12 protein-coding genes are annotated in these 25,315 nt (G+C 66.2%); 7 read left to right on the top strand and 5 right to left on the bottom strand.

Annotated elements, in window-relative coordinates; all coding sequences use genetic code 11:
• Positions 1–85: 85 nt before the first annotated feature.
• Positions 86–2,494: a serine/threonine-protein kinase gene (locus VT03_RS14275; RefSeq protein WP_075093595.1), complete on the bottom strand. Its 2,409-nt coding sequence runs from the start codon at positions 2,492–2,494 to the stop codon at positions 86–88.
• A 1,389-nt stretch (positions 2,495–3,883) separates the two neighbouring features.
• Here VT03_RS14275 and VT03_RS14270 point away from each other — a divergent pair.
• Together VT03_RS14270 and VT03_RS14265 are read left to right on the top strand one after the other, a co-directional pair.
• Positions 3,884–5,275: a hypothetical protein gene (locus VT03_RS14270; RefSeq protein WP_075093594.1), complete on the top strand. Its 1,392-nt coding sequence runs from the start codon at positions 3,884–3,886 to the stop codon at positions 5,273–5,275.
• Positions 5,276–5,736: 461 nt separating this feature from the next.
• Positions 5,737–11,862, top strand: coding sequence for a hypothetical protein (locus tag VT03_RS14265; protein ID WP_156514490.1), 6,126 nt, complete (start codon positions 5,737–5,739; stop codon positions 11,860–11,862).
• A gap of 462 nt (positions 11,863–12,324) precedes the next feature.
• Here the strand turns inward: VT03_RS14265 and ispH are convergent, their stop codons facing one another.
• Both ispH and VT03_RS14255 read right to left on the bottom strand, forming a co-directional pair.
• Positions 12,325–13,269, bottom strand: a complete 945-nt coding sequence (ispH, locus tag VT03_RS14260; protein ID WP_075093592.1) for a 4-hydroxy-3-methylbut-2-enyl diphosphate reductase — start codon at positions 13,267–13,269, stop codon at positions 12,325–12,327.
• 454 nt (positions 13,270–13,723) lie between these two features.
• Positions 13,724–14,551, bottom strand: coding sequence for an SPFH domain-containing protein (locus VT03_RS14255; protein WP_197489325.1), 828 nt, complete (start codon positions 14,549–14,551; stop codon positions 13,724–13,726).
• A gap of 321 nt (positions 14,552–14,872) precedes the next feature.
• Between VT03_RS14255 and VT03_RS14250 the strand changes: the two genes are divergently transcribed.
• The gene (locus VT03_RS14250; RefSeq protein WP_075093590.1) at positions 14,873–15,205 is read left to right on the top strand and encodes a hypothetical protein; all 333 of its coding nucleotides are present in this window, start codon (positions 14,873–14,875) and stop codon (positions 15,203–15,205) included.
• Positions 15,206–15,367: 162 nt separating this feature from the next.
• Here the strand turns inward: VT03_RS14250 and VT03_RS14245 are convergent, their stop codons facing one another.
• Complete coding sequence (locus VT03_RS14245) at positions 15,368–16,780, bottom strand: neutral/alkaline non-lysosomal ceramidase N-terminal domain-containing protein (protein ID WP_075093589.1); 1,413 nt, start codon at positions 16,778–16,780, stop codon at positions 15,368–15,370.
• A 488-nt stretch (positions 16,781–17,268) separates the two neighbouring features.
• Here VT03_RS14245 and VT03_RS14240 point away from each other — a divergent pair, with 488 nt between their 5' ends.
• Positions 17,269–18,669 (top strand): HD domain-containing protein, encoded by a 1,401-nt coding sequence (locus VT03_RS14240; RefSeq protein WP_075093588.1) that lies wholly within the window; start codon positions 17,269–17,271, stop codon positions 18,667–18,669.
• Positions 18,670–18,702: 33 nt separating this feature from the next.
• Here the strand turns inward: VT03_RS14240 and VT03_RS33480 are convergent, their stop codons facing one another.
• Complete coding sequence (locus VT03_RS33480; protein WP_156514489.1) at positions 18,703–18,852, bottom strand: hypothetical protein; 150 nt, start codon at positions 18,850–18,852, stop codon at positions 18,703–18,705.
• Between the two features lie 602 nt (positions 18,853–19,454).
• Here VT03_RS33480 and VT03_RS14235 point away from each other — a divergent pair.
• From VT03_RS14235 to VT03_RS14225, 3 genes are all read left to right on the top strand, one after another.
• Positions 19,455–20,240 (top strand): alpha/beta hydrolase, encoded by a 786-nt coding sequence (locus VT03_RS14235; RefSeq protein WP_197489367.1) that lies wholly within the window; start codon positions 19,455–19,457, stop codon positions 20,238–20,240.
• Between the two features lie 281 nt (positions 20,241–20,521).
• Complete coding sequence (locus VT03_RS14230) at positions 20,522–22,603, top strand: acyltransferase family protein (protein ID WP_075093587.1); 2,082 nt, start codon at positions 20,522–20,524, stop codon at positions 22,601–22,603.
• A gap of 112 nt (positions 22,604–22,715) precedes the next feature.
• Positions 22,716–24,758 (top strand): acyltransferase family protein, encoded by a 2,043-nt coding sequence (locus VT03_RS14225; protein WP_156514488.1) that lies wholly within the window; start codon positions 22,716–22,718, stop codon positions 24,756–24,758.
• The last annotated feature ends 557 nt before the right edge of the window (positions 24,759–25,315 follow it).

Raw genomic sequence — 25,315 nt, 5'->3', positions numbered from 1 at the left:
TGGAAGAGGGATCCCGGGAACTACGGCGGCGCGGAACGGATCGCGAACGGAATCCCGGGGAGGGCGGCCGGATTGAAGGGAACGGTCAGTCCGGCACTCGCAGGAGCAGGCCCAGAACCTTCTTCGACGCCCCGGCGTTCAACGTGATCCGGGCGGCCGAGAGCTTCGGCGAGAAGACCTGGGTTTCCCCCCCGTCGTCCGACCGCAGAAAGGCCAGCATCGCGGGATCGAGCGGCGGCGAGGCGAGTGACGGCTGCAGACCCTCCTTGCGGTTGAACTGCATCGTCGAGCGGCCGGTGCCGTCGACAAGCAGGATCTCCAGGTTCTGATGGTTCGCCCCCGCCAGGTAGTCCCGGAACAGCCCTTCCAGGCTGCACTCGATCACGACCCCTCCGATCTTCTGGCCGGTCGCCGGGTCGAACACGCCGATCCCCGCAAGCATGCAGCGGCCGATGAATTGCTCCTGGTCCCCCGAACCGCCCGCGGCGCCCCGCCCGGCCCCCGGCATGCCGATGTAGACGCTCCGCTCGGAGAGGGCTGCGATCTCCGGAAGATGATGCTCCATGAACTCCGCGATGTCGGTGCGGAGCGGACCGTTCTCCGCCGCCGGGACCAGCACGCGGATCGGTGCCCCCTTCGCCCCCGGACTGTCGATCCAGTACGTGACGGCGGCGTAGCTGGGATTCGCGTCCAGCAGGCCGCGGTAGGTCCGCCGCAGCCGTTCGGTCCATTCCGCCTCCAGGGCGGCGTCCCGCGCGACACGGGCCTTGAAGACTTCATAGACGGGGGGGACCGACGACATGAACCGCGCATTCCCGGCGAGCGTCTGCATCTCGTGCGTCATCCGCGACTGGAGCAGACGGGCATCGTCCGCCAGGAGCTCCGTGCGGAAGTACGCCGCGGCGACCGCGTCCCGGTATTGCGAGATCCCCCACATGCCCCCCAGCAGCGAGAGGACGACGAGCACCAGGAAACCGAGCTGGGAGAGCCGGCGGTTCCGTTCGATCCACCGCCGCAGACGCTTGCCCGGGGACTCTTCGACCGCGGAGACCGGCTCGTCGGCGATCCACCGCTGCAGATCGTCCGAGAGGGCGGCCGCCGAGGCGTACCGCCGGTAGCGGTCGTGCGACATCGCCTTGAGGCAGATGGCGTTGAGAGCCGAGGGGACATCGGGGTTGAGCTGCCGCGGCGGCACCGCCGGGCGCTCGACGATCACGTCGAGCAGCGCCGTGACCTGGCTCCCCGCCGCCAGGCTGTCGTGGCTGAGCTCGTGCGGCGCGTACCCGGTCAGGATGGCGAACAGGATCGCCCCCAGGCCGTACACGTCCGTCTGCTCGTCGATCTCGTCGATCCGTCCCGCCGCCTGTTCGGGGGCCATGTACATCGGGGTCCCCATGACCTGGCCCGCCATCGTCATGTCGACCTGGTCGGCCGTTCCCCGCCGCCCCTCGTGGAGGAGCGCGATCGGCTCCTGCATTCCGAGCGCCTTGGCGAGGCCCCAGTCGAGGATGATCACTTGGCCGAAGCTGTCGAGGGCGATGTTCTGCGGTTTCAGGTCCCGATGGATCACGTGCCGCGAATGCGCGTAGGCGATCGCCTGGCAGGCGCTGACGAAGGCGTTCAGCAGCCGGTGGAAGGCGAGCGGCGTGGCCCGCCCCGCTTCCCGCCGCTCGTGGTAGTCGCGGATGGCGTCTTCCAGGGTCTCGTTGCCGAGAAACCGCATGACGTAGAACAGCCGCCCGTCCCCATCGTTCTCCCCGAGAACGTGCACCGGGACGATGCTCGGATGATCGAGCCGCCCCGTGATCTCCGCTTCCCGGCGGAAGCGGGCGACCGCCGGAGAATGGCTCGAAGCGCTCCCCAGGATCTCCTTGAGCGCGACGTAGCGGTTGAGGCTCATGTCGAGCGCCAGCCAGACGGTCCCCAGTCCCCCCTGTCCGAGTTTGCGCAGCAGGCGGAACTGCTGGCGATAGCTGCGGACCTCCGTGCCGGTGACCCCCTTGCGGATCTGCGAGAAGCCCAGCAGCTTGGCCACGCGTCCGGAGGGGTCGATCCGCTCCAGCAGGTCGGATGTCCGGCGGGCCGGCGGGCCGAGGGTCGACCAGGAGGCCCGGCCGATGAGGGACTTGAGGAACTCCCGCCCTTCCTGTTCGACCTGCGTCACGATCTCCTCCGAGACCGCCTCCCTTTTCAGGAGGTAGTCCCGCAGGGGGATTTCGCCAAAGGGGGTCCACCCTTTCAGGACCTTGCGGAGGACCCGCTCGCCGAGATGCTTCCCGCGGATCAGCAGCGCGGCCAGGATGAAGTCCCGCTCCTGCTTGGAGGCCATGTCTCGCGCGCCGAGCTCGAGCAGCTCATTGAACTCTTCAGACCCGAGGCCGGCGAAGTCCCGCCGCGGCAGGCGGAAGGTCTCCTGAGTGAAGTCGCTCTTCGGGAGGAGGGCGCTCCCTCCCGGTCCTGACGACTGGCTGCTTTCATCCGCGTCATGTGGCATGGAAAGTGACTCTGAAAATCAACAGGGTCGCGATCGCGCCGTCACAGCCCCGGAGACAGGACTGAGCGACGGGGCGGGGGGCGGTGCGAGGGACTCCGGGAACACAACGGTTCCGGAGTCGGAGTCCGTCGAGGGTCTGGGTTGGCGAATCCTCAACGGACGGCGGCGGACGTCGCTCCCCGACGACAGCCGGCGGGCCGTGAGGCGGTCGGAGCGCTGCCGGGTGAACCGGCGTGACAACGGGGGGTTCGATCAACCGGAGGCGCGGCCCCGCGGGAGCGTGGTCGCTCGAGGTCTCTCACAGGTCCATCCCGGTGGGACGCCTGGTCGGCGTCGTCCCATTCTCCGGCGCCTTGTCCCGGAGCCTTCGCGTGAGCGGGGCCGGGACTGGGTTGGAGCAGTCCTCCGCGGAGTCCACCCCCCGTGACACGGGCGGCAAACTCCGTTCGGTGTGCGCCCCTTGCGGGCGCTTCAGGTGCGGCAGATCGCCGCGATAGATGACCATGGTTGGCTCCCCCTGGTCAGGCAATGGGGTTCCGGCCGTCGGCGTCCCCCGTGCCGTGACCGGACGGGGCCCATCGATCGGACGGAGAAACGGCCCAGCCATCTAACCCCTGTCTCGGGCACCGCACAGGGTGGTTGGATGGAGATATCCGTCTCAATGGACTGAAAATGGAGTGACGTCAAAACGTACCATCGCAACCCTAGGTCACCCGCTGCGGCGTGACGTCAGATTCCGGTCAAATTCTTTCCGGGCGAGTGGTTTCCAAACCGGACTTTCGACATCCGGGATTACCCGGACCTCAAATGGGGGCCTGCGGTCGAAAAAACTCGCGCGAATCGGCCGGAATGACCCCTTCAGGTCATGTGAAGAAGCCGGCGATTGACGATCGTCAAACACCGCAGGCCAGATTGCCCGGCGGGGAGGCTGCGGGCTTCTCTCCTCCGGGCTTTCTTTATTTGGGCGGTCGAGAGGGCTCCGCCCATCGACCGAAAGCGCCCTCGCGGAATCCCGCTGTTCTTCTCCCGTTTTCATTCTGGGCGAGCGGCTTTCGCGGGTCCTCTGTTTGGCCTGGTCCACGATCTCACGAATTCTTAATAATCTGGGCACCCTTGCGGGCGGCCAGCCTCAGCCGAGAATACCGGCGCCCGACCGTGGTCGAGCGAGGGGCTGAGCTGGCCCGCCTCCCCTTGTTCCTGCGGTCGGGCGTTTTCGCCTTGTTCGGCAAGTCGTCACTGGCCCAGCGCACGTCGGTCATTCCAGGAAACCGCGTCTGGTTGACAGGGGATCTTTAAGCGAATAGGTTCCCAATCACTTCACCCCTGCTCTTGGGGTCGGGCCCACCGCTCCTGCCATAACAAACAACCTGGGATTCAGGCACTCAAAAAATGGCCGCTATCATCTTTGTGGATATCGTCAGCTATTCCAAGAAAACGAATAAGGAGCAGCAGGCGCTCTCGCAAGACATCAACGAAAGGTGCGCCAGATTCCTGGTCCCCGAGTTTCGGGAGCAGCGACTGTCGGAACACCGCGGGCGAGACTTGATTGTGGCGGCCATGCCCACGGGTGATGGGATGGTCGTCTGTCTGGAAAAGACTCCACGGCCCAATCTGGACACGGGGCATGTTCTGTTGTTGCTGTCATTTTATCTCACCGAGTGGGCAAGGCATAGCGGCGTGACGCTGCGAATCGGTCTGCATTCCGGGGAATTGACCGTAATCGAAGATATCAACGGCAACTCCAACTTCTGCGGTCACGCGATTAATCAGGCCCAGCGAATTATGGATATCGGGGGCCCAGACGGCCACATTCTCTGTTCCATGGACTTTCATCAGAGCTATCTGTCCTCACCGTCCATTCTGGAAAAGCTGGCATCGGAGGTAAAAGACTACAATGCTCGCCGAGGCCTCAGTGCGCTAATCCCGACGGTCCAGAAGGGGCTCGATCGCGTGCCGCGGATCAACGCGGATGCGGATTACAAAGTGAACGTCTCGTCGATTGACGGGATTTACACCGTCAAGCATGACTATCAGTTGAAAATCTGCAATATCGTTTTGTCGGTCACTGTAGCCATCCCTGACCCTGATGGCCAGCCGGTCAGGAAGACGCTCGTTATCGGAGGGTTGGAGGAGGAGCCGAGCCTGAAGGTTGTCCATGAGATCCGTGATCCGAAGCAAATGGAGGAGACTTTAGGGCAGCTGCTCTCAGACAAGTCCTATGTGCCGTGCCAGCGAATTGTGATCATTGGGGCAATTAATGAGCGGTTTAGCCGGCACTTCGCCGTGGCCAGGTCCGGGTTTCAGTTGCCGGCGGTCAGCAAGGTCGAGGTTTATTTCTGCTCGGAGACCAATCTGGAGAGTATGCGGAAGTTGCAGGATATTGATTTGGCACAGACTAAGACCAGCGATATTCCTGACAAACTGCGAAATCGAGACATGGTCAAGCTGCGCAAAGAATCTATGACGAACCTGCAAACGATCGCTAGCAGCAACGCAGGGATTGAGTTCAGCTACTTTGAGTACCCGTTTCTGCCATGCGCGGGCGTCATTGCGGGGTACAAGGACCTCGATTCTCTGGACCCTGAAATCATTCAGGTTAATCGGTATGTGTGGGGGCAAAAGAGCTTGTGGTCGTCTGTGCAGGTGTTGCGCCGCGCGCGGCAAGACAACGACTACTACGAGTATCTGAAGTTCAAGAGATACATTGATTTTACGCGGTTCAACAGCGAGCGAATTCCTCATTCGGCGATCTCCGAGCCAATGTCGTTCGCCGAAGTCTGACGAGGCGAGGCCTCTCGCAACCGTCATGGGGCGGTCTTGCACGGACGAAGCTGCCGGACGTTCCTGGTTGCAGGGAGGCCGGGAACTCCCATCGCCCTCCGTGTCATGGCTGACCGGAGCTCCTCGTTGGGTATGCCGTCTGGGGCGGCGATGCCGGCTGAGCTGGAATGGCGGTGCGGACGCGGTGTTCTGAAGGAGGGGGATACGGCCTTTCGATTCGACACCCTCGCGCAAGCTTGGGGCTCGGTGATTCATCCGACGGCAGCCAGGGCTCGCCAGGGTTGTTTCTGTTGGAATGGCGTTGTCGCCCCTTCCCTTTGTTCAGGAGAGTTCAGAGAATTCAGCATCACCGACAGTTCAGGCGATTCTTTATGACGTTGGCGATGACTGGCCGTCCGATCTCGCGCTTCGCGATCCGGTCAAGGCCGCAGCGTCTTCCACCGGTTCGATCGTGTGTCATCTTGCGATTCGTCGTCCGGCTGGTTTGCGTTCTCTTCGCAAGCGGGCTGATCGCCTCGACTGTAGTGGCCCAGGAAAGCCGCCCGGTGGTTCAGGAGATCGAGGTTCCGGCCTCCCAGCCCGGCCTGTGGCCGGCGGGACCCTGGCATCCGGTTCCGCGGGCGAGCTTTGAGGCTTTCCGCCGGAGCCTGAAGCGGCCCGCCGATGCGGCCCCCAACCCGGTTCCGCTCATCGAATCGATCACCTATGAAGCCTCCCTGGTCCAGGACGCGCTGGTCGGAACCTTCGAGGCGAAGGTCCTCGTCCCGGAGGGGGACTTGCCCGGTACCGGGGCCACGGGGACGAACCTGCTCGACCTGACGGGAACGGGGGTTGCGCTGGCCGGGCTCCAATGGGGATCCCCTGCCCCGATTCCGGCGACGTGGGGCGTCGCCTCCGACGACCGGCTCGTTGTCTTTGCCCCCTCCCGCTCCGCGCCGCTCACGGGACAGTGGTCGCTCCGCGGACGGATGGTGTTCGACTCCCTCGAATGCGATCTCGTGGGGCTTCCGGCGCTCGCCTCCACCCTCCGCCTCAAGCTGCCGTCCCTCTGGAGCGTCGAGTCCGATCACCCGGTCCGCCCGGAGGGAGCGTCGACGGGGGCGGCCGAGCGCACGTGGGTCCTCGACCTGGGGCATCGGCCGCGGGCGAAGCTGACGTTGAAGCGGTCAGCCGGCGAAGAGACGGATCCGTCGAATTCCGCCTGGGAGTCCGCCACCGTCCTGACCGTGACCCGCACCGGCACCGAGACGACGACCGACCTCTCGATCCTGGGCCGGATCCCGGGACCGCGGCTGGAGTTCGCCGTCCCGCGGGACCTCCAGATCAGCTCCGTGACCTACGGTGAGACGCCCCTCGCCTTCCGCCGCGAACGGGGCGAGAAGGTCGACCGCCTGATGGTCGAAGTGAACGACTGGCCCCGCGACGCGCGGACCACGCTCCGGTTCCGGGGAGCCCAGACCGTCCGCTGGCCCGCCGGGAAGTCGGTCCTGCTTCAGGACGTCTCCTATCCCGCCGCCCGGGCCCTGCGGCGGCGGCTGACGCTGCACGTCGACCGCCCGCTCGAGCTTCAGTCGCTGGCGACGGTGGGCCTCGAGCAGGCGGATGTCTCAACGGAGGGCAACCGCGAGACCTACGTCTTCGATGCCACCGCCCGCGATGCCCGGCTTTCGATCGCCGTCTCCGAACCAAAAGTCCGCCTGGCGGCCGAGCTCTGGACTCTGGCCGACTTCCGGACTGACAGCCCCGCGCTCTGGACCGTCTGGAGCCTGGAGTCGCAGGCGGGGGAGGCCTATCGACTCAACGACATCCCGATTCCGGAGCCCTGGGAAGTGGTCCGGGTGGTCCCGGTCGACGACGCTCCCGATTCTTCGCTGGCCCAATGGAATTTCGAACGGAAGGGGAACCAGGGGTTCCTGTCGATCGAGTTCCGCCGCGGGCTGACGCCGCAGGCTCCGAAGCGGATCGTCCTGGAACTTCGCGGACAGCCGCTCGGGGGACGGGAAGCGTCGCTGCCGGTCCTGGTCCCGGACGATGCGCGGGAGGTGACCGCCTTTGCGGCGGTCTGGGCCCCGCCCCAGTACGAGGTCCGTCCGGCGGCCAATGCGCCGTGGCGGAAAGGGGTGACGGGCGACCTGCCGGCGGAGTTCTTTCAGCTGGGGGGGACGTTCTCCAAGGAGATGCTGTTCGACAAGGCGGTCTTTCTGCTGGCGGACGGCCAGCGGGGTCCCCTCAACCTGACGCTCGTGCCGACGGTCCCCGCCGGTTCCGAGCCGCTCCCCGCCGCCGCTCCCCCGGCGTCTCCGGCCCCGCCGTTCGTCCCGCCGCGTCCAACCGATCCGGCGGTCCCCGCCGCCGGCGGCCCGGACGTCTCCGTCGCCTCGATCGTCACCACTCTGGGCGCGCCTGGAGCGATGGACCATCTGCATACCGCCGAGTATCGGTTGTCGGGCGAGACCCGTCTGGCGGAGCTGCAGTTCACGCTCCCCGCCGACGTCCGCCCCGTCTCGATCCAGGATGAGCACGGGGATGTCGCCTTTGCGTTCAGCGAAGGACGCCTCGTCTTCGGCGATCCGCAGCGGCGCTCCCGGTGGATCCGCTTCGACTACCGGACCCGCTCCTCCGAGGGATGGCTTCTGACGTCGGAGTCAATTTCGTTCCCGCAGCTGGCGGGCTTTTCCGGGCCGATGCTGTGGCGCGTCGAACTGAATGGTTCCCGGGCGCTCCTGGGGACCGACCTTCCCCAGCAGAGCACGCCGCAGCCGCCGCTGGGGATCCGCTGGAGTCAGATCCTCGGTCCGCTGGAGCGGTCGCCCGGGGAACCGGTGTTCAATCCGTTCCGCCGGGGAGACTGGCGGAACCTGGTGTTTCCCGAGCCGGCGGACGATCCCGCCGCCGGGCCCGACGATCTGCTGCACCTCCTGCGATCGGTCCCCCCGCGGGTCCAGATCCAGAGCTATTCCGTCCCTCGGGTGCGGACGCTGGCCTGGACCCTGTTCCTCGGCTGTCTGCTGACAGGGGCCTTTGCCCGCCGCGCGCGGTGGTACGTCGTCCGGCAGGCGGGGTACTTCTCGATGTGCCTTCTCGTTCCGCTCGCCTGGTTCCTCCCGCCGCTGTACGGGATCCCGATGGGGGCGATCGCCGCCGGGCTGACGCTGATCCATCTGGTCCCCCGCGGGATCGTCGTCCGCGACCAGTTCTGGAAGCCGCGGCAGCTCGTCTCGCGTCGAGACCCGCGGCGGGTCTCGACGGTCATCACCGGGGCCGTGGCGCTGTTTGTGGGGCATTCGGCCCTGACGGCTCAGGACCAGGCGTCCGATCCGCCGCAGATCGTCGGGACGGTCCTGTTGCCGACCGAGGATGGGCAGCCGCTCGAGACGGTCTATCTCGACACCCCCCTGTACGACGCCTGGAATGCCTGGCGAAAGCGGGACGCCTCGCCGGCGTATGTCGTGGAGTCCGCGCACTACTCGGTTTCGGACGATCAGGGGCGGCTCTCCGGGAAAGCGGAGATCGCGGTCCGGGTGCTGGACCCCGCCGCCGCGGCGGTCGTCCGCCTGCCGTTCGAGAACGTGACCCTCGATGCCGCCTCCGGATGCCAGGTGGACGGCCGGACGGTGCAGATGCTTCCCGCCGCCGACGGGAAGTCGATCCTGATTTCGCTCCCGGCTCCCTCCTCCTCCGCTCCCCGCGCGGCCACCTCCGGTCCCGCGTTCGACGGCTCGGACGCCGAGCCGCGGCGGCACCGGCTGCAGATCGACTTCCTGCCGCGGACCGAGGGACTCGACCGGACCCGGATGGAGGTCCTGGTGCCGAGCGCCGGGGCAACCGACTTCACCTTCCGGTCCCGGTCGCTGGAGTCCGACCGCGGTCCGGCGACGATCCGCTCGCTCGGCCCCGTCCGGCACTCCGAGTCCGGAGTCTGGACCGCGGCGCTGGGGAGCAGCGGCCGGCTGTCCGTGGTCCGGCCGCTCGAGACATCCGTCCCTGGCAGCCGGGAGACGACGGCGCAGACCTTCGTCGAGATCGACGACCTGTCGCTCCTGGTCCAGGCCCGCGTCGACTTCGCCCTCGGGCCGGATGGGCGGGCGCAGACGGTCGAAGTGCCGGCCGGCGCGCTCGTCGAATCGGTCACGGGCCCGCTGCTGGAACACTATCGCGTCACGTCCGGCGCGGCCGCCGGAACGCAGAAGGTCGAGGTTCTCCTGAGGCCCGCGAGCGGGGTCGGCGGGGGGGCCGCCGGAGGGGCCGAGCACCCGCACGTCGACATCATGTATCGACTCCCGTTCGACGCGACCGAGCCGGGCCCGGCCCTGCCGGCCCTGGTGACGGTCCCGGGGCACTCGTTCGCCCGGCATCGGATCGGCCTGTCGAACCGGGGGACGGTGGTCCTGGAGCCGATCCCGCGGACCGACGGGACGCTCGTTCCGGTCCCCGTCACCGAGTTCGTGCGGAACCAGCCGGATGAGCTGGTCTGGCCGACTCCGCAGCTCTGTTTCGACCAGAACGCGCCGGGCCCGATCGCCCTGCAGGCTCAGCCTTCGCGCATCCCGCGCTCCGTCCAGGTCCGCCAGGGGCTCGTCATCGACCGCTCGCAGACCCGGTGGTCCGCGCAGGTGGAGCTCCAGCCGTCCCGCACCCCGCTTCTCTCGCATGTGTTCCGGATCGACCCGCGTCTGACGGTGAACCTGGTGTCGGCGGAGCAGGACGGCGCGGAGCGGCTGGTCCGGTCCGTGCGGAACGGCGACCGCCTGACGCTCTTTGTCCGCAGCCAGACGGCCGATCCCCTGCAGATCCGGATGGACGGAACGTGGTCGGGAGACCGGCTGAACTGGTCTCCGGTCCCGATGCTCGGGATCCTCGACGGGGAGACCCGCGGCAGCGAGCTGACGATCCGCAACGAGTCGAGCTGGATCCTGGAGACCGACTTCGATCGACCGGACGAGTCGGTCCCGCTTCCCGCGGTCGACTCGACGCGTTCGCAGGTCCTGGTGGACCTGATGGCGCAGCCCGAGGCCCGCTTCCGGCTCCGTCCCGGTCCCGACGCGGCGCAGGCGGAGACGTGGGTCCGGCTGGCGTCCGTGTCGGACACGGAGGTCGCGGTCGGGATTCACTGCCGCGTCACGTCCCAGGAGGGGCCGCTGCAGGTCCTGTCGGGAACGATCCCGGCGGCGCTGGCCGGTTCGGTCGCCGGACCGGCGCTCATGCTCGGGACGCCGGCCGAGGATGGGGCGGTCCCCTTCACGCTGAATCTCGTCTCCTCGCCGCAATCGGCCTCCTCGGCCGATCTGCTCTTTGGCGGAGTGGTCACGGTCGACCCGTCTGGCGAATTGGTGATCCCGGAGCCGACGTTCGATTCCGCGCGCGTCGTTCGCCGCCACCTGATGGCGCCCCGATCGTTCCCGTTCGTCCCCGCCGCCGGGACCGCGACGACCGCGTCCGGATTCCGGCGAGCGAGCCTGCCCGAAGCGTGGCGCGCGGGAGTCAATCTGTCCGACGTCGACGTGTACCTGGGGCGGGCCGACAGCTGGACGCTGGAGCATCGCGTCGACCTGGCGGAGACGGGGACGGCGGCCACGCCTCTTGTCGAAGCGATCGTCTGGCCGCGGGCTGAGGAGACGCAGGGCATCACCCGGATCGTCGCGGTCGCGGACCGTCCGGCGACGCTGCGAGTCACCGTTCCGGACGGGGTGCAGGTGACGGGGATCCGCCGCAAGTCCTCCAGCCGTCCGGCGGACGACCTCAAGGCTGCGGGAGCGGGAGGAGGGCCGCTGCTGTTGCGGATCGACCCCTCCGATTCGCAGGAGGAGATCGAGCTGGCCTGGACCGCCCCGTCGGAACGGGGAACAGCGGGGATCGAGGTGCCACGGCCGCAGGGGCATGAGAATGTTCTGCTGGCGGTGATTCCGCCGCGGGACCGGCTGCGTCTCGATCGCGGCGCAGCGTCCGTCTCATCGGTGGTGGGGGGGCTGCGGCATCTTTCGAATCTGCTGGAGACGGTGAAGCAGCAGCGGAACCGGGCCTGGTCGCTGGATGACCCGGGGCTGGAGGCGATCCGGCAGTGCGAGAGCGGCTTGCAGCAGGCGATCGCGTCGGGCGGCGCGGGGACGGATGCCGACCGTCGGCGGCTCGAGGAGTTGCGCGGGGAGTGGAAGGCGATTCAGCAGACGCTGCCCGTGAACGCCGCGGCTCCCGGGACGACGGCGCGAGGCGTGCCGACGGCGGACCTGATGACGACGATGGTTGCGTCGGACGCGAGAATTCCGGTGGAGTTCTATGAGCCGCTGTCGGAGCCGGTGGAGCTGGGCCGGTCGCTGCCGCAGCTTCCGACGCGGATCACCCTGGTGGTTGTTACGGGGCTGTCCCTGCTGTTTTTGCTACGGGGGCTGGACCGGATGCAGCGGCGGGTGGAGGCTGCGGACTGGATGGCGGGTCACGCGTTCGTGGCGATGTTCGGGCTGGGGCTGCTGTGGTGGCTGGCCTTTTCGCCGAGTGCGTTGGGGTTGGCGATTATCGCCGCGACGGGATTCGTGAAGTTATTGCATGTGGTTGCTGCGTGGCAGATGCAGCATGCGGAGATGGAAGGCTGAGTCCTGGCAAACCAACCGGGGGCCAGGGGGCACCCCTGGTAGGGGATGCAAGGGGGCCTGTAGGGAGGCGGAAGGGGTTCAGGCTTAAGGCGGAAGGTAGAGCAGCGCAACTCAGAATCATTGGCCCTCATCGGGTCCAGGGGCACCCTGGTCAGGGAGTGCAGGGGGCAGAATGCCCCTTGCCCGCCGGAGGCCTGGCCGTCGAGAGATGTCTGAAGGAGGTCGTGTCCAAACGCGGACATCGTGCCGTATGCCCCCTCACCAACCCGCGGGGATTTCAGCGCGAGCGGTGAGTCCTCAGCGCGGGTGCCACAAAACGGACGCCCGTTGTGTACCACGGTTCCTCATGGAAGTGCCTCCGGCGGCAAGGGGGCCTGTGTTGTTTTTTGGCCCCTTGACCCCAGGCTGCCGTCGCACGATGGGTTTGAGCTATGGGAGCTGCGCCGGCAAAGACGCGGTTCACTACTGCAGCTGAACGCGGGCCATCTGACGGAGCTCCCGCGGGAGCGGAAAATTGACGTGCTCCTCGCGAGTCACCTCTTCCACAACGTCGGCACCGAACGTCTCCCGGAGGTAGTCCAGGCACTCCTCGACGACGACCTGCGGAGCACTCGCGCCGGCGGTGACGAGCACCCTCTCCGCGCCGTCGAACCACTCCGGACGAAGCTCGTGCCGTCCATCAATGAGATGGGCCGATTTACCAAGCGACTGGCCGATCTCCATCAGCCGGCGACTGTTCGAGCTGTTCTGGCTTCCCAGGACGAGCAGCACGTCGCAGTCGGGAATGAGCGAGCGGACGGCGAACTGGCGGTTCGTCGTCGCGTAGCAGATGTCTTCCTTGGGAGGGTGCTCGATCTGCGGGAACCGCTGTTCCAGGCGGGTGATGACGGCGCTCGCTTCTTCGACGCTGAGCGTGGTCTGGGTCAGGTATGCGAGCTTGGCGCCCGGGGCGAACTCCAGGCGGTCGACGTCCTCGGGGCTTTCGACCAGGGTGATGCTCTCGGGGGCTTCGCCCATGGTCCCGATGACTTCGTCGTGCCCCTCGTGGCCGATGAGGAGGATGTTGTAGCCCTCCTCGGCGTACTTGATCGCTTCGAGGTGGACCTTGGTGACGAGGGGGCAGGTGGCGTCGACGGTCCGGAGCTTGCGGGCGCGGGCGGCCTGGCGGACGACGGGCGAGACGCCGTGGGCGGAGTAGAGGAGGACGGCCCCTTCGGGGACTTCATCGACTTCGTTGACGAACTTGACCCCCTGGGAGGAGAAGCGGTCGACGACGTATTTGTTGTGAACGATCTCGTGGTAGACGTAGATGTTGGTTCCGAAGATGCGGATGCATTCTTCGAGGCATTCGATGGCCATGTTGACCCCGGCGCAGAAGCCGCGGGGGCTTGCCAACAGGACGCGCATGATTGTTCCTTCCGGCGCTGCGGGCTTCGCTCCATCGCAAAGGTTCAGGGCGCCGGGTGTAGTCTAGTGGTTTTGGGGAGCTTGTCCGAGGCAGGTTCTCGAATCAAACCGCAATTGCGCTTCCACCCAAACACCGTTCCTGCCGGCGCGACGCCCATAGCTCAAACCCAATGTTCTACGGCAGCCTGGGGTCAAGGGGGCCACGCCCCCTTGCCGCCGGAGGCCTCTTCCATCGCGGAACCGTGGCAAACAACGGATGTCCCCTTTAGGCGACCGGCGTTGAGGACTCACCGCTCGCCCTGGAATCCCAGCGGCTTGATGTGGGGGCATACGGCACAGTGTCCGCGCTTGGACACAATCTCCTTCAGGCATCTCTCGACGGCCAGGCCTCCGGCGGGCAAGGGGGTTTGACCCCCTTGCATCCCCTCACCAGGGTTCCCCTGGACCCGGTGAGTTAGCCCTGGCGCTTGCTCGACTGCACCTGAACCACCGGCTGCGGACGCTCGCCACCACAAATCACCACCAACAGATTCGACACCAGCTGCTCCCGCGACTCCGTCGAGAGCTCCAACCCCTCCGCCTGCAGCTGACTGACCGCATCACGAACAATGTGAACCGCCCCCTCCACAATCGTCTTCCGGGCATCAATCAGCGCCATCGCCTGCTGCCGCATCAACATCGCCTGGGCAATCTCCGGCGCATACGTCAGGTCGTTCATCCGCACCCCCAGAACCTGAATCCCCGCCGGATTCACCGCCTCCTGCAGCTCCCGGATGAACTCCGCCGTCACCGCCGGACTCTCCTTCTTGAGACACGGCACCGTCTCATCCACCGACTCATACGGAAACAGCGCACTCACCCGCTTGATCACCGCCCCCGCCTGGTCGTGAACGAACCGCTTGTAGTCATCGACATGCAGCGCCGCCCGATAGGTGTCCTCCACGCGGTAGAGAACCACGGCACTGATCTCGATCGGGTTCCCGTTCTTCTCAACGACGGTCGTCTTAGGAATCTCATGCGTCGTGTCCCGCGTCGAGATCCGATGCAGCGCCCGACCCACCGGATGAATCCACCGGATCCCCTGCGTCTTCAGCGTCGTCACGAACTTCCCGAACCGGAGGACGACAATCTCCTCCCGCGGATTCACCACAAAGAACCCGAACAGCAGGATCGGCGGGAAGATCACGGAGAAGAAGATCACCAGAAACAGCTCCAGCTGCCCCTGCTTCTCGTCCGGCATGTCCCTGTAGTTCGTACTCGGAGCCCCTGACGCGGTCGACATGATGAAGCCCTTCCAGAGTGTCTTGTGCCTGTTTCCTGACGTCACAACGCTGGGCCGACAAACCCGGATCATCGAATCCCGCCCCCGATTCCGCGAGGGACCCGTTTCCATCATCAACCTGACGACAACCGGATCAGAATGAGTGTCGAATTGGGGCGAATCGGCAGAATCTGCGGGCAAAATCGGCCGAAAACGCCGCTCCCCGGGCTTGGCACGGGACTTCCTTAGTTCCTTCCTCGACTGCGACGGAACTGGACACCGGGGAAGAGCCCGACGTCACGAGCGCAGGATTCTCCTCTTCCTGAGTGAAAGGGTTTAACCATGAAGGCGTTCATGATCTCGACGGTGGCGGTTCTGGGACTCGGACTGTTCGGCGCCACGGAAGCCAAGGCCGGCGGGTTCTATGGCGGATACGGCGGTGGCTACGGTGGGGGATATGGCGGCGGCTACGGCCGCGGCTTTGACGACTGCCATCATCACCACGGTCCCCGCCCGCGGCCCTACGGCGCCGGCTATGGCTACGGCTACCAGCCGGCCTACATCGCCCCGGTCCAGCCGGTCTACGTCGCTCCCAGCTATCCGGTCTATCAGACGTACCCGCAGCAGGGCGTGTCGTTCTACGGCAAGGGATTCGGGTTCAGCTACAGCCGGTAACCGGACCAGCCAGCCCTAAGTGAAGCCGGCCGGGTGATCAACCCGGCCGGACTGTTCTGACAACGGCGGCGGCAATCGGGAATCGCGTCCGGCTCAGCCGACGGACACGACCACCGGGAGCCGACCGCCGTTCGAGTTTTTGTGCCGTCCGGCCCGGCGGGCCTACTGTTTCGCGCGGACCTGAGCGACCAGTTTCTCGACCGTCGCGGCGATCCGCTCTTCGATGTCCCCCGCCCAGCGAAGGGCCGGGCGGCCGTATTCGAAGAGGTTCGATCCTCCTTCGTAACCCCCTTCGTCCCAGACCCGGCGCGAGGGGATGTAGGAGATCATGTCGTCGGTGTAGCCCATGACCCAGGTTCCGGGGCCGTACTTCTGCTTGAACCGCAGGGCGTAGTCGACGACGGTCTCTGCCCCTTGCGCGATGACGAGCATCTCGCCCCCGAGTTTCCAGGCGTGGACCGGGTAGGGATAGGCGGCTTCGAAGGTGTCGCCGGCGTCGAGCTTTTTGAGAAGGCGCTCCGCCCAGCGGGCCCGGATGGCATTGCGGTCCTGCCGGTACGCCGTCAGCTCGTCCCGGGAGACGACCATCAGGTAGGGGAGATCGACGATTTCGAAGGCGGTTCGCAGCGTGGCGGCGATGGGCGTCAGCGGTTGTTTCAGGGCTTCTTCGACACCGACCGCGAGCTGGTGGCCGTACTTCTCGCAGAGGGCGACCGTCCGCCGCGGGAGCGGGTTCTGGTCGCCGCCGCAGGTGTTGACGAACATCGCCGTCGCGCCGGGGTGGTTCTGCTCCAGTTCGAGCTGCGCGAAGCCGGGGTAGTCGCCGCACCACTGGAGGAAGCTGAGCGTTGTGGGATGGCAGGCGTAGCCGAACAGGATGGCCGCGAGCGTTCCGTCCGGGCGGGTGACGGTCAGGACCGGGACGGTGTGGTCGACCGGCCCTTTGAGAGCCGCTCCGTCGGCGAGGAGCTGCGGGATGTCGGCCTCGCGGTTGTTGCGGCGGTTGACGGCGAACGTGGCTTTGCCGGAGCCTTGCTGGAGGCGGGCGGGCGCGAGGGCGGCGAGCGCGCGGCCGATGAGTTCGACCGTCTCGGTCACCATCCGGGCGGTGTACTGCTGGACTAGTTCTTCCTGGTCCGCTTCGACCGGGTAGTAGTCGATGAGGTCATCCCCCAGGCGGGGGCCGCAGTGGTTGTGCGAGAAGGTGAAGAGGATCTGGTCTCGCTTGAGGCCGAAGCGCTTTTCAGCTTCGGCGAAGACGAGGTCGCTCATGCTTCGTGGGACGCCCTGGAAGTCGCTGGTGATGAGGACGGCCCGCTGGCCGGCGGTGTCTTCGAGGGCGAGGGCTTTCATCCAGAGGTCGTGGAGTTTGCCTTCGGGGGATCGTTTGGAGCCGTAGCCGGCGAGCCAGACCGCTTTCTCGGGGGTGATGACGGAGCGGGCGATGCCGGCTTTCCAGGGGAAGCCGTTGGCCGGTTCCTGTCCGTAAACGAGTGATGACGGGGTGAAGGCTGCGAGGGCTGCCGCTCGGTGGCAGTGGCCCAGGAATGTGCGTCTCGACACCAGACCCGACATGGGGACCTCGAAGGATCGTTGGACCGCGGAGGGAAGAGCGCTGGTGGGGGCAAGTTAGAGAGCGCGACCAGCCATTGAACAGCGAAGCCGCCCTTGCCGGCACAGTGATGATGGCTCAAACCCAACGTGCGACGGCAGCCGGGGTCAAGGGGGGCACCCCTTGCCGCCGGAGGCGCTTCTATGAGGAACCGTGGTAAGCAACGGATGTCCGCTTTGTGGAACCAGCATTGAGCACTCCCTCACATCACACCGCTCGCTCTGCAATCCCCGCGGGTTGGTGAGGGGGCATCCGACACAACGTCCGCGTCTGGATGCTCATTCCTTCAGACATCTCTCGACGGCCAGGCCTCCGGCGGGCAAGGAGGCGTTGCCCCCTTGCATCCCCCACCAGGGTGCCCCTGGACCCGGCTGGGTTGAGTGAGGCTACCGAACCTGACACGATTTGACTTTAGGGTCTCCCAAACCCCCCGCTTCACGGAATGGATGTCATGTCCCGCGACTACGCCACGGAGAGCCTCGCCCACGATCCGATCCACGGCTACATCCCCTTCATCTCCCGCACCGGTCTGCCCAAAGGCGAAATCTCCGAACAGGAACTCATCGACCACCCCTGGGTCCAGCGCATGCGCCAGATCCACCAGCTCCAGACCGCCTGGTGGGTCTTCCCCTCCGCGGAACACATGCGGTTCCAGCACATCCTCGGCGTGATGCACCTCGCCTCGCGGGTCATCGAACAGTGGTACGACTCCCTCAAAGACTCCTGCGCCAGCGTCCCCTCCCGCGCCTACGTCGAAAGCCTCTGCCGCATCTCCGGCCTGCTCCATGACGTCGGCCACGGCCCCTTCGGCCACTTCTTCGACGACCAGTACCTCGACCAGTACGGCATCACTCACGAGGACATCGGCGGGGCGATCATCGAGAAGGATCTGGGAGAGCTGATCCGCGGGATCCGCCGCAACCCCAACGGGAAACTCCTGCCGCTCGAAGAACTCGACCCCCGCCAGGTCGCCTGGCTCATCCGCCGCCCCAAAGCGGACGACCGCGAAGGCCACCCCGACTGGTTGCGGAAACTCCGCTCCCTCTTCAGCGGCATCTACACCGTCGACAACATGGACTTCGTCCTCCGCGACGCGTACATGACCGGCTTCAACACCAAGGCCTTCGACCTCTCGCGGCTCCTGCACTACTCCTTCTTCACCGAGCAGGGCCTGACAATCCACAACCGCGGCCTGCCGACGCTGATCCACTTCATCGAGACCCGGGCCAACCTCTTCCGCACCGTCTACTTCCACCGCACGGTCCGGGCCCTCGATCTGGCTCTGGAAGAGATCTTCCCGGCCACCATGCCGCACCTCTTCCGCGGCAGCCCGCTCGAGAACCTCCGCGGCTACCGCGGCCTGACGGAGTCCTCCCTGCTGGTCGACGTCCAGCGTTGGCAGGATTCGACCGACCCGGCGCTGAACGACCTCGGCAAGCGGTGGCAGGCGATCCTCTGCCGCGAGGTGACGTGGAAGATGGCGGTCGAACGGACGATGAACTTCCACACCGCCAACGCCGAGCGGATGTCGATCTTCTCCGAGCCGGACCTCGTCCTGAGCCGGGTCCGCAAGCGGCTCCCGATCGGCGACCGCGACATCCCGCTCAAAATCGACGTCGCCCGCCACTACCACCGCCCCAGCGGCCGCCGCCCCGCCGGCGGACAGAACTTCCTCTACGAACCGGGCATGTCGACCCCGCAGGAGCTCCACGACGACGAGCTGTTCCGGGCCCTGCCGGTCAGCTTCCTGATTTTCCGCATCTACACCCAGGACCACACCCACGACGCGGAACTGCACGCCGCGCTCAACTCGGTGCTGGGCGACACGGCGGACGCGAAGACGAACATGTAGGGCCGCTGTGAGCGAGGCACGCCCGACTGTCGCTCAATGCCGCTTGAAGTACTGGACCTCGCGCTCGTGCTTCTCCGCCGCTTCGCGGGTGTCGAACGTTCCGAGGTTCCGGCGCTTGCCTGTCGAAGGATTCACCTTCCGTGAGTACAGCCGATACTTTCCGGATCTGAGTTTGCGAATCATAATGACCTCTTGATCGTCTGCCCGTCGGATGCTTGCGGGCATCGCTGGATGGTGGTCGGTCGAGGAGGGCCGCGTCCTTGCCGGCACGACTCCCATAGCTCAAACCCACTGTGCCACGGCAGTCGGGGTCAAGGGGGCCTCGCCCCTTTGCCGCCGGAGGCACTCCTGTGAGGAACCGTGGTACACAACGGATGTCCCCTTTGGGGTACCGGCGTTGAAGACTCCCTCACATCGCACCGCTCGCTTTGCAATCCCTGCGAGTTGGTGAGAAGGCATACGACACGGTGTCTGCGCTTGGACACGGTCTCCTTCCGCCGTTGTCCGACGAGACGGCCTCCGGCGGGCAAAGGGCCAAGAAGACAACACAGGCCCCTCTGCACTCCCCACCAGGGGTACCCCCTGGACCCCGGTTGGCGAGTATTGGGTGACTACCGCCAGATGAAATGCAGATTCCATTCCCGGGCCGCATTCTCCTTTGCCTGATCCAGGCCCTCCTGTTCCTCCTTCTCCTGAAGAGTCGCCCCATGCGCCGCTCCTTCGTACGACGTGCCGTGTCTTTCCTGTTGCTCGGCAGCTGGGCCGTCGCCATAGCGGCATCGGCGATGGCGCAGGAGAGCGCCCCGCGGAAGCCGGCTTCGCGCATTGAGGTCGGTATCCCCTACCGGAACGAAACGGACGTTCCCGAGTACGCAAAGGAGCGGTGCCTGCTCGATCTCTCGGTCCCCGAAGGTGTGAAGGGCTTCCCGACAGTGGTCTGGTTCCACGGGGGCGGCCTGACCGGTGGGGAACGGAGCATTCCCGCCGAGCTGACCGGGCAGGGACTGGCGATCGCGGCCGCGGGGTACCGGCTCGCTCCGAAGGCGAAGTCGCCTGAGTACGTCGAGGACGCCGCCGCGGCGGTCGCGTGGACTTTTCGCAACATCGAGCGCTACGGCGGATCGCCGGACCGGATCTACGTCGCGGGACACTCGGCCGGGGCGTACCTGACGCTTTTGCTGGGGCTCGATAAGAAGTGGCTCGCCACGCACGACATCGACGCCAACCGGATCGCCGGTCTCGTCCCCTACAGCAGCCAGACGATCACCCACTTCACGGTCCGCAAGGAGCGGAGCATCGGCGAGCTCCAGCCGGTGATCGACGACATGGCCCCCCTGTTCCATGTGCGGAAGGACGCCCCGCCGATTCTCCTGATCACCGGCGACCGCGAGCTGGAACTCCGCGGACGGTACGAGGAAAACGCCTACCTGTGGCGGATGATGAAGGAAGTCGGCCACACCGGAACCGTCCTCTATGAGCTCGACGGCTTCAATCACGGGGAAATGGCCCGCCCGGCGCATCCGCTTCTTCTCAAGTTCATCAAGGCGCCGAAAACGAAGCCCGCTTCGTAGTCGCTCTGCGAAGCCGTCTCTTCCACTCGGGATCACACCCAGGGTTTCTCTGGTCTGCGAAAAGTTCTTGCCGACGGTCCCCCCACCGGCTGAGAATCGGGCACGGCACTGCCAGGTCCGATCCGGGGCTGGTGCGCAGGTGGCCTGGGCATGGAACCTTGCGGTTCATCTCAGGGACTGCGGCCGAGGACGCCACACGTTCGTGGAACTGCTCTAGGGAGGGTGTTCGCAGCCATCCTGCGTTGCCGGTCGCAGGGTTCGATGGGAAGTCGTCTCCGCCCATGTCGCAATCGCCGGACTATCGCCCCGACATCGACGGATTGAGGGCTGTGGCGGTCCTGCCGGTCGTCCTGTTTCACGCCGGGTTCGGTTTCCCCGGCGGGTTCGTCGGCGTCGACATCTTCTTCGTGATCTCGGGCTACCTCATCACGGGGCTGATCCTCAAGGATCTGGACGCGGGGACGTTCTCGCTGACCCAGTTCTGGGAGCGGCGGGTCCGCCGGATCATGCCGCCGCTGCTCGTCATGCTGGCGGTCTGCTCGGTGATCGCCTGGAACATCCTGCTTCCCAACGAGTTCCAAGACTTCTGCGCATCGGTCGCCGCGCAGGCGGTCATGCTCTCCAACATGTGGTTCTGCCTGAAGACCGGCTACTTCCAGCCGACCGGAGAGGCGACTCCGCTGCTGAATCTCTGGTCGCTGGCGGTCGAAGAGCAGTTCTACCTCGTCCTGCCGCTGGCCCTCATGGCGGCAGCCCGCTTCTGCCGGTCGTGGATCCTGCCGGGCCTGGTCGTCGCGACAGTCCTCTCCTTCGCCGCGTGCGTGTTCGAGTCCTACACGCGTCCGAATATCAACTACTACATGATCTATTCGCGGGCCTGGGAGCTGCTTGTCGGTTCGCTGGTCCTGTATGTCCCTCCGGCGGCCGCGTCGCGGACCCGGCTCCGGAGCGCGGTCGGCTTTGCGGGACTCCTGGCGATTGGGGCGTCGATCGCTCTCTTCAACAGCGAGACGCGCTTTCCCGGCATCCCGGCACTGCTCCCCTGTCTGGGGGCGGCGGCGCTGATCTGGGCCGGCAAGCCGGACCGGTCACGGCAAGAGGACGGAACGCCGCCGCCAACGGCCCTGGTCGTCCGCTGGCTGTCGTGGCGGCTGCTGCGGGCGATCGGACTGATTTCGTACTCGCTCTACCTGTGGCACTGGCCGCTGCTCGTCTTTACCCGGATGGCCCACTACCGGGAGCCGTCCGCGCTCGATCGCCTGGTCGTCGTGGGGGTGAGCTTCGTCCTGGCGATCGCCTCGTGGTATGTCGTCGAGACTCCGTTCCGGCGGCGGATCGTTCTGCCTGGCCGGGCCGGGATTCTGGCCTTCGGAGCGGCGTCCCTGGCGCTGATGTTCACCCTCGGATACCAGGGGACGTGGTCCGACGGTTACCCGCAGCGGTTCTCGGAGGCGTCGCTCCGTTATGGGGCCAGCGTCCACCAGATGCCGAATACCGGCTTCGTCTCGATCGAACAGGTCCAGAAGGATCAGCTCGACGATCTCGGCGGCGGAGGTCCGACGGATCCGATCCACTGTCTCGTCTGGGGGGACAGCCACGCGGGCTCGCTCCGCTCGGTCTTCCAGTCGCTCGCCGAGACTCATCAGAAACGCTGCGTGACGGCGACCCATCCCGCGACTCCGCCGCTCTTGGATTTCGTCAGCCAGTCCCCTTACTCGTTCATGGAGAAGTGCCCGGAGTTCAGCCGGGGGGTTGTCGACTTCGCCCGCCGGCATCGCGTTCAGAACGTGATTCTCATCTGCTACTGGGGAGCCTATGCCCAGACGGTCGACCAGCAGTACTGCGAGTTGCCCGAGTTCTCGCGCGACATGCTCCGGACAGTGACCGCCCTGCGGGAGACCGGGGCGAACGTCTGGATCCTGAAGCAGGTTCCGGTCTACACGTTGTCGGTCCCGCAGAAGCTGGCCCGGATGTGCCAGGCGGGGCTGATCAACGCTCAGGGGGTCACGGCGTTTGAAGATCACAACCGGGGACGGGTCGCCTACCACGAGCTGATCGAGTCGATGACGGCGCTCGGGGCGAAGGTCCTGGAGCCGCGACCGTTCCTGGCCGATGCCGAAGGGAACATCCCGGGGCATTTCGGGGGCGAGTCCCTGTACGCCGATACGAACCATCTCAGTCCCGCCGGCGCCCTGTTGCTTCGTCCGCTGTTCGAGCCGGTCTTCACCGCGCCCGAGCAACTGGTCGACTCGCAGGCGGTCGTCTCGCCGGGGAGTCCGCAGACAGCGGAGGCTCCCGTCCCGGTCGGCGACGGGTCGCCGACGCGCGACGCGAACGCACTCCAGGCGCCGTCCGGCTCCTGATTTGCGGCGGCGTCCGTTCCGGTGAGTCGGTCACCACGGGCCATTTCCGTCCCGGAGCCGGCTTGTGACCGTCGGCGCCGGCCGCGGTGTTTTTCCGGAGTTCCCACGGTTCATGACCCCATCGCCGGATTATCGTCCCGACATCGACGGGCTTCGCGCCGTCGCGGTCCTGCCGGTTCTCCTGTTCCACGCCGGGTTCGGTCTGCCGGGCGGGTTCGTGGGGGTCGACGTCTTCTTTGTCATCTCCGGCTATCTCATCACGGGGCTGATCCTCAAGGACTTGGACGCGGGGACGTTCTCGCTGACCCAGTTCTGGGAGCGGCGGGTCCGCCGGATCATGCCTCCGCTGCTGGTCGTCCTGGCGACGTCGTCGGTCCTGGCCTGGTACTGGCTGCTGCCGCAGGAGTTTCAGGACTTCTGCGGATCGGTCGCGGCGCAGGCGGTGATGCTGTCCAACATGTGGTTCTGCCTGAAGACCGGCTACTTCCAGCCGACCGCCGAGGCGACGCCGCTGCTCCATCTCTGGTCGCTGGCGGTGGAAGAGCAGTTCTACATCGTGCTCCCCCTGGCGCTGATGGTGGCGGCGCGATTCCGCCGGTCGTGGATCCTGCCGGGGCTGGTGGTCGCGACGGTCCTTTCGTTCGGCGCGTGTGTCTTCGAGTCGTATGCCCGTCCCAACATCAACTACTACATGATCTATTCGCGGGCCTGGGAGCTCCTGATCGGCTCGCTGATCCTGTATGTCCCCGCGGCTGCGGCTTCGCGGACCGGGCTCAGGAACGTCGTCGGATTTGCCGGCCTCCTGGCGATCGCGGCGGCGGTTCTCTTCTTCGACAAGGAGACGCGGTTCCCCGGCGTGGCGGCGCTCCTTCCCTGTCTGGGGGCCGCGGTGGTGATCTGGGCGGGAAAGCCTGGCCGGTCTTCGGCGGAGGCGGAGTTGGCCCCGCGGCCAGCGGCGGTCGCCCGGTGGTTGTCGTGGCCGCTGCTGCGGGGGATCGGGCTGATTTCGTACTCCCTCTATCTGTGGCACTGGCCGCTGCTCGTGTTTGCCCGGATGGCGCATTACCGCGAGCCGACGGCGGTGGAACGGGGGGTGATCCTGGCGGTGAGCGTGATTCTGGCGATCGCCTCGTGGTATCTCGTCGAGACGCCGTTCCGGCGGCGGATCGTGTTTCCGCGTCGTCGGGGGATTCTCGCCTTCGGGGCGGCGGCGCTCGTCGTGATGTTCACGCTTGGTTTCCAGGGGACGCGGTCGGATGGGTATCCGCAGCGGTTCTCGGAGGCGTCGCTCCGCTACAACGAGGGGGCCCGCGACTTTCCCTTGTTCTACCCGGTGTCGATTGACGCGGTCCGGAGCGACCGGCTGTTCGAGCTGGGGGGTGGGAGTCCGGCCGATCCGGTTCATTGTCTGCTCTGGGGAGACAGTCATGCGGGCTCGATCGCGCCGGCGCTTCAGGCGCTGGCCGAGGCGCATCACAAGCGGTGTGTGGCCGCGACGTATCCCGGGACGGCGCCGCTGCTGGGGTTTGCGAGCCGCTCGATCTACTCGCTGCTCGACGAGTGTCCGAAGTTCAACCAGGAGGTCCTGGAGTACGTGCGGCGGCACCGGGTCCCGCACGTGGTGCTGGCCTGTTTCTGGAGCTCGCATGTGGAGGGGCTGGCTCCGCATCTCCGGGAGCGTCCCGAGATGCCGGAGTACTTTGCCCGGACCGTGAAGGCGTTGCAGGAGGCGGGGGCGACGGTCTGGATCATGAAGCAGGTTCCGGTTTACACGCTGTCGGTTCCGCAAAAGCTGGCGCGGCTGTCGGCGGCGGGAGAGACGGACGCGGGGGCAGGAGCGGCCGGGGCGGCGGGGGCTCAGATCGGGGTCGGCGCGTTCGAGGACTTTGAGCGTGACCTGGTGGCGTATGGGGCGGCGATCGATTCGACCGCGTCGCTGGGGGCGAAGGTGCTGGAGCCGCGGCGGTATCTGTCTGACGCGCAGGGGCGGTCGCTGGCGCATGACCATGGGCGGTCGTTGTATTACGACTCGAACCATTTGACGGCGACGGGGGCGCTCTATCTGCGGCCGCTGTTCGAGCCGATTTTCGCGGGTGTTCCCGAGCGGGCGGCAGAGCGTTCTGAGGAGCCCGCGGTGCCGGTGTCGGGAGGGTAGCGTTCTTGCCGGCGCAGCGTTGGTAGCTCAAACCCAACGTGCCACGGCAGTCTGGGGTCAAGGGGGCCACGCCCCCTTGCCGCCGGAGGCACTCCTGTGAGGAACCGTGGGACACAACGGGCGTCCGCTTTGTGGAGCCGGCTATGAGGACTCCCTCAATCCACACCGCTTGCTTAACAACCCCCGCGGGTTAGGTGGGGGGGGCATCCGGCACGTTGTCCGCGCTTGGACACGCGCTCCTTCAGATAATCTCTCAACGGCCAGGCCTCCGGCGGGCAAAAGGGCGTTGCCCCCTTGCATCCCCCACCAGGGTGCCCCTGGACCCGATTCTTTGAGAATCCACCCCATCGGAATGTCGTTGACTTATTGCGCGGGCGTGCGCAAACTGGATATCCAGATTGACGGTCTCCTGATGAGGCCGTGGGCAACTCTGCCCGAAGACCCGTCAATCCTGTTGCGGCTACCCAGTTTCCGATCGTCCCGTCCTAAGGCGGTTGTCCGCCCGTTTTCTCTCGCTCAAGTCGTCCCAGTTCCCAACGAAGCCCCTCTCGCTTCGT

Origin of the sequence: Planctomyces sp. SH-PL14, assembly GCF_001610835.1 — a bacterium.
Taxonomy (GTDB): domain Bacteria; phylum Planctomycetota; class Planctomycetia; order Planctomycetales; family Planctomycetaceae; genus Planctomyces_A.
This window is presented reverse-complemented; position numbering and strand designations above follow the sequence as displayed.

Bases quoted from the DNA above. Each gene is read 5' to 3' on its own strand.
- VT03_RS14230 (WP_075093587.1), top strand. From the start codon at position 20,522: ATGTCGCAATCGCCGGACTATCGCCCCGACATCGACGGATTGAGGGCT.
- VT03_RS33480 (WP_156514489.1), bottom strand. From the start codon at position 18,852: ATGATTCGCAAACTCAGATCCGGAAAGTATCGGCTGTACTCACGGAAG.
- VT03_RS14250 (WP_075093590.1), top strand. From the start codon at position 14,873: ATGAAGGCGTTCATGATCTCGACGGTGGCGGTTCTGGGACTCGGACTG.
- VT03_RS14225 (WP_156514488.1), top strand. From the start codon at position 22,716: ATGACCCCATCGCCGGATTATCGTCCCGACATCGACGGGCTTCGCGCC.
- VT03_RS14255 (WP_197489325.1), bottom strand. From the start codon at position 14,551: ATGTCGACCGCGTCAGGGGCTCCGAGTACGAACTACAGGGACATGCCG.
- VT03_RS14235 (WP_197489367.1), top strand. From the start codon at position 19,455: ATGGCGCAGGAGAGCGCCCCGCGGAAGCCGGCTTCGCGCATTGAGGTC.
- VT03_RS14240 (WP_075093588.1), top strand. From the start codon at position 17,269: ATGTCCCGCGACTACGCCACGGAGAGCCTCGCCCACGATCCGATCCAC.
- ispH (WP_075093592.1), bottom strand. From the start codon at position 13,269: ATGCGCGTCCTGTTGGCAAGCCCCCGCGGCTTCTGCGCCGGGGTCAAC.
- VT03_RS14245 (WP_075093589.1), bottom strand. From the start codon at position 16,780: ATGTCGGGTCTGGTGTCGAGACGCACATTCCTGGGCCACTGCCACCGA.
- VT03_RS14275 (WP_075093595.1), bottom strand. From the start codon at position 2,494: ATGCCACATGACGCGGATGAAAGCAGCCAGTCGTCAGGACCGGGAGGG.
- VT03_RS14270 (WP_075093594.1), top strand. From the start codon at position 3,884: ATGGCCGCTATCATCTTTGTGGATATCGTCAGCTATTCCAAGAAAACG.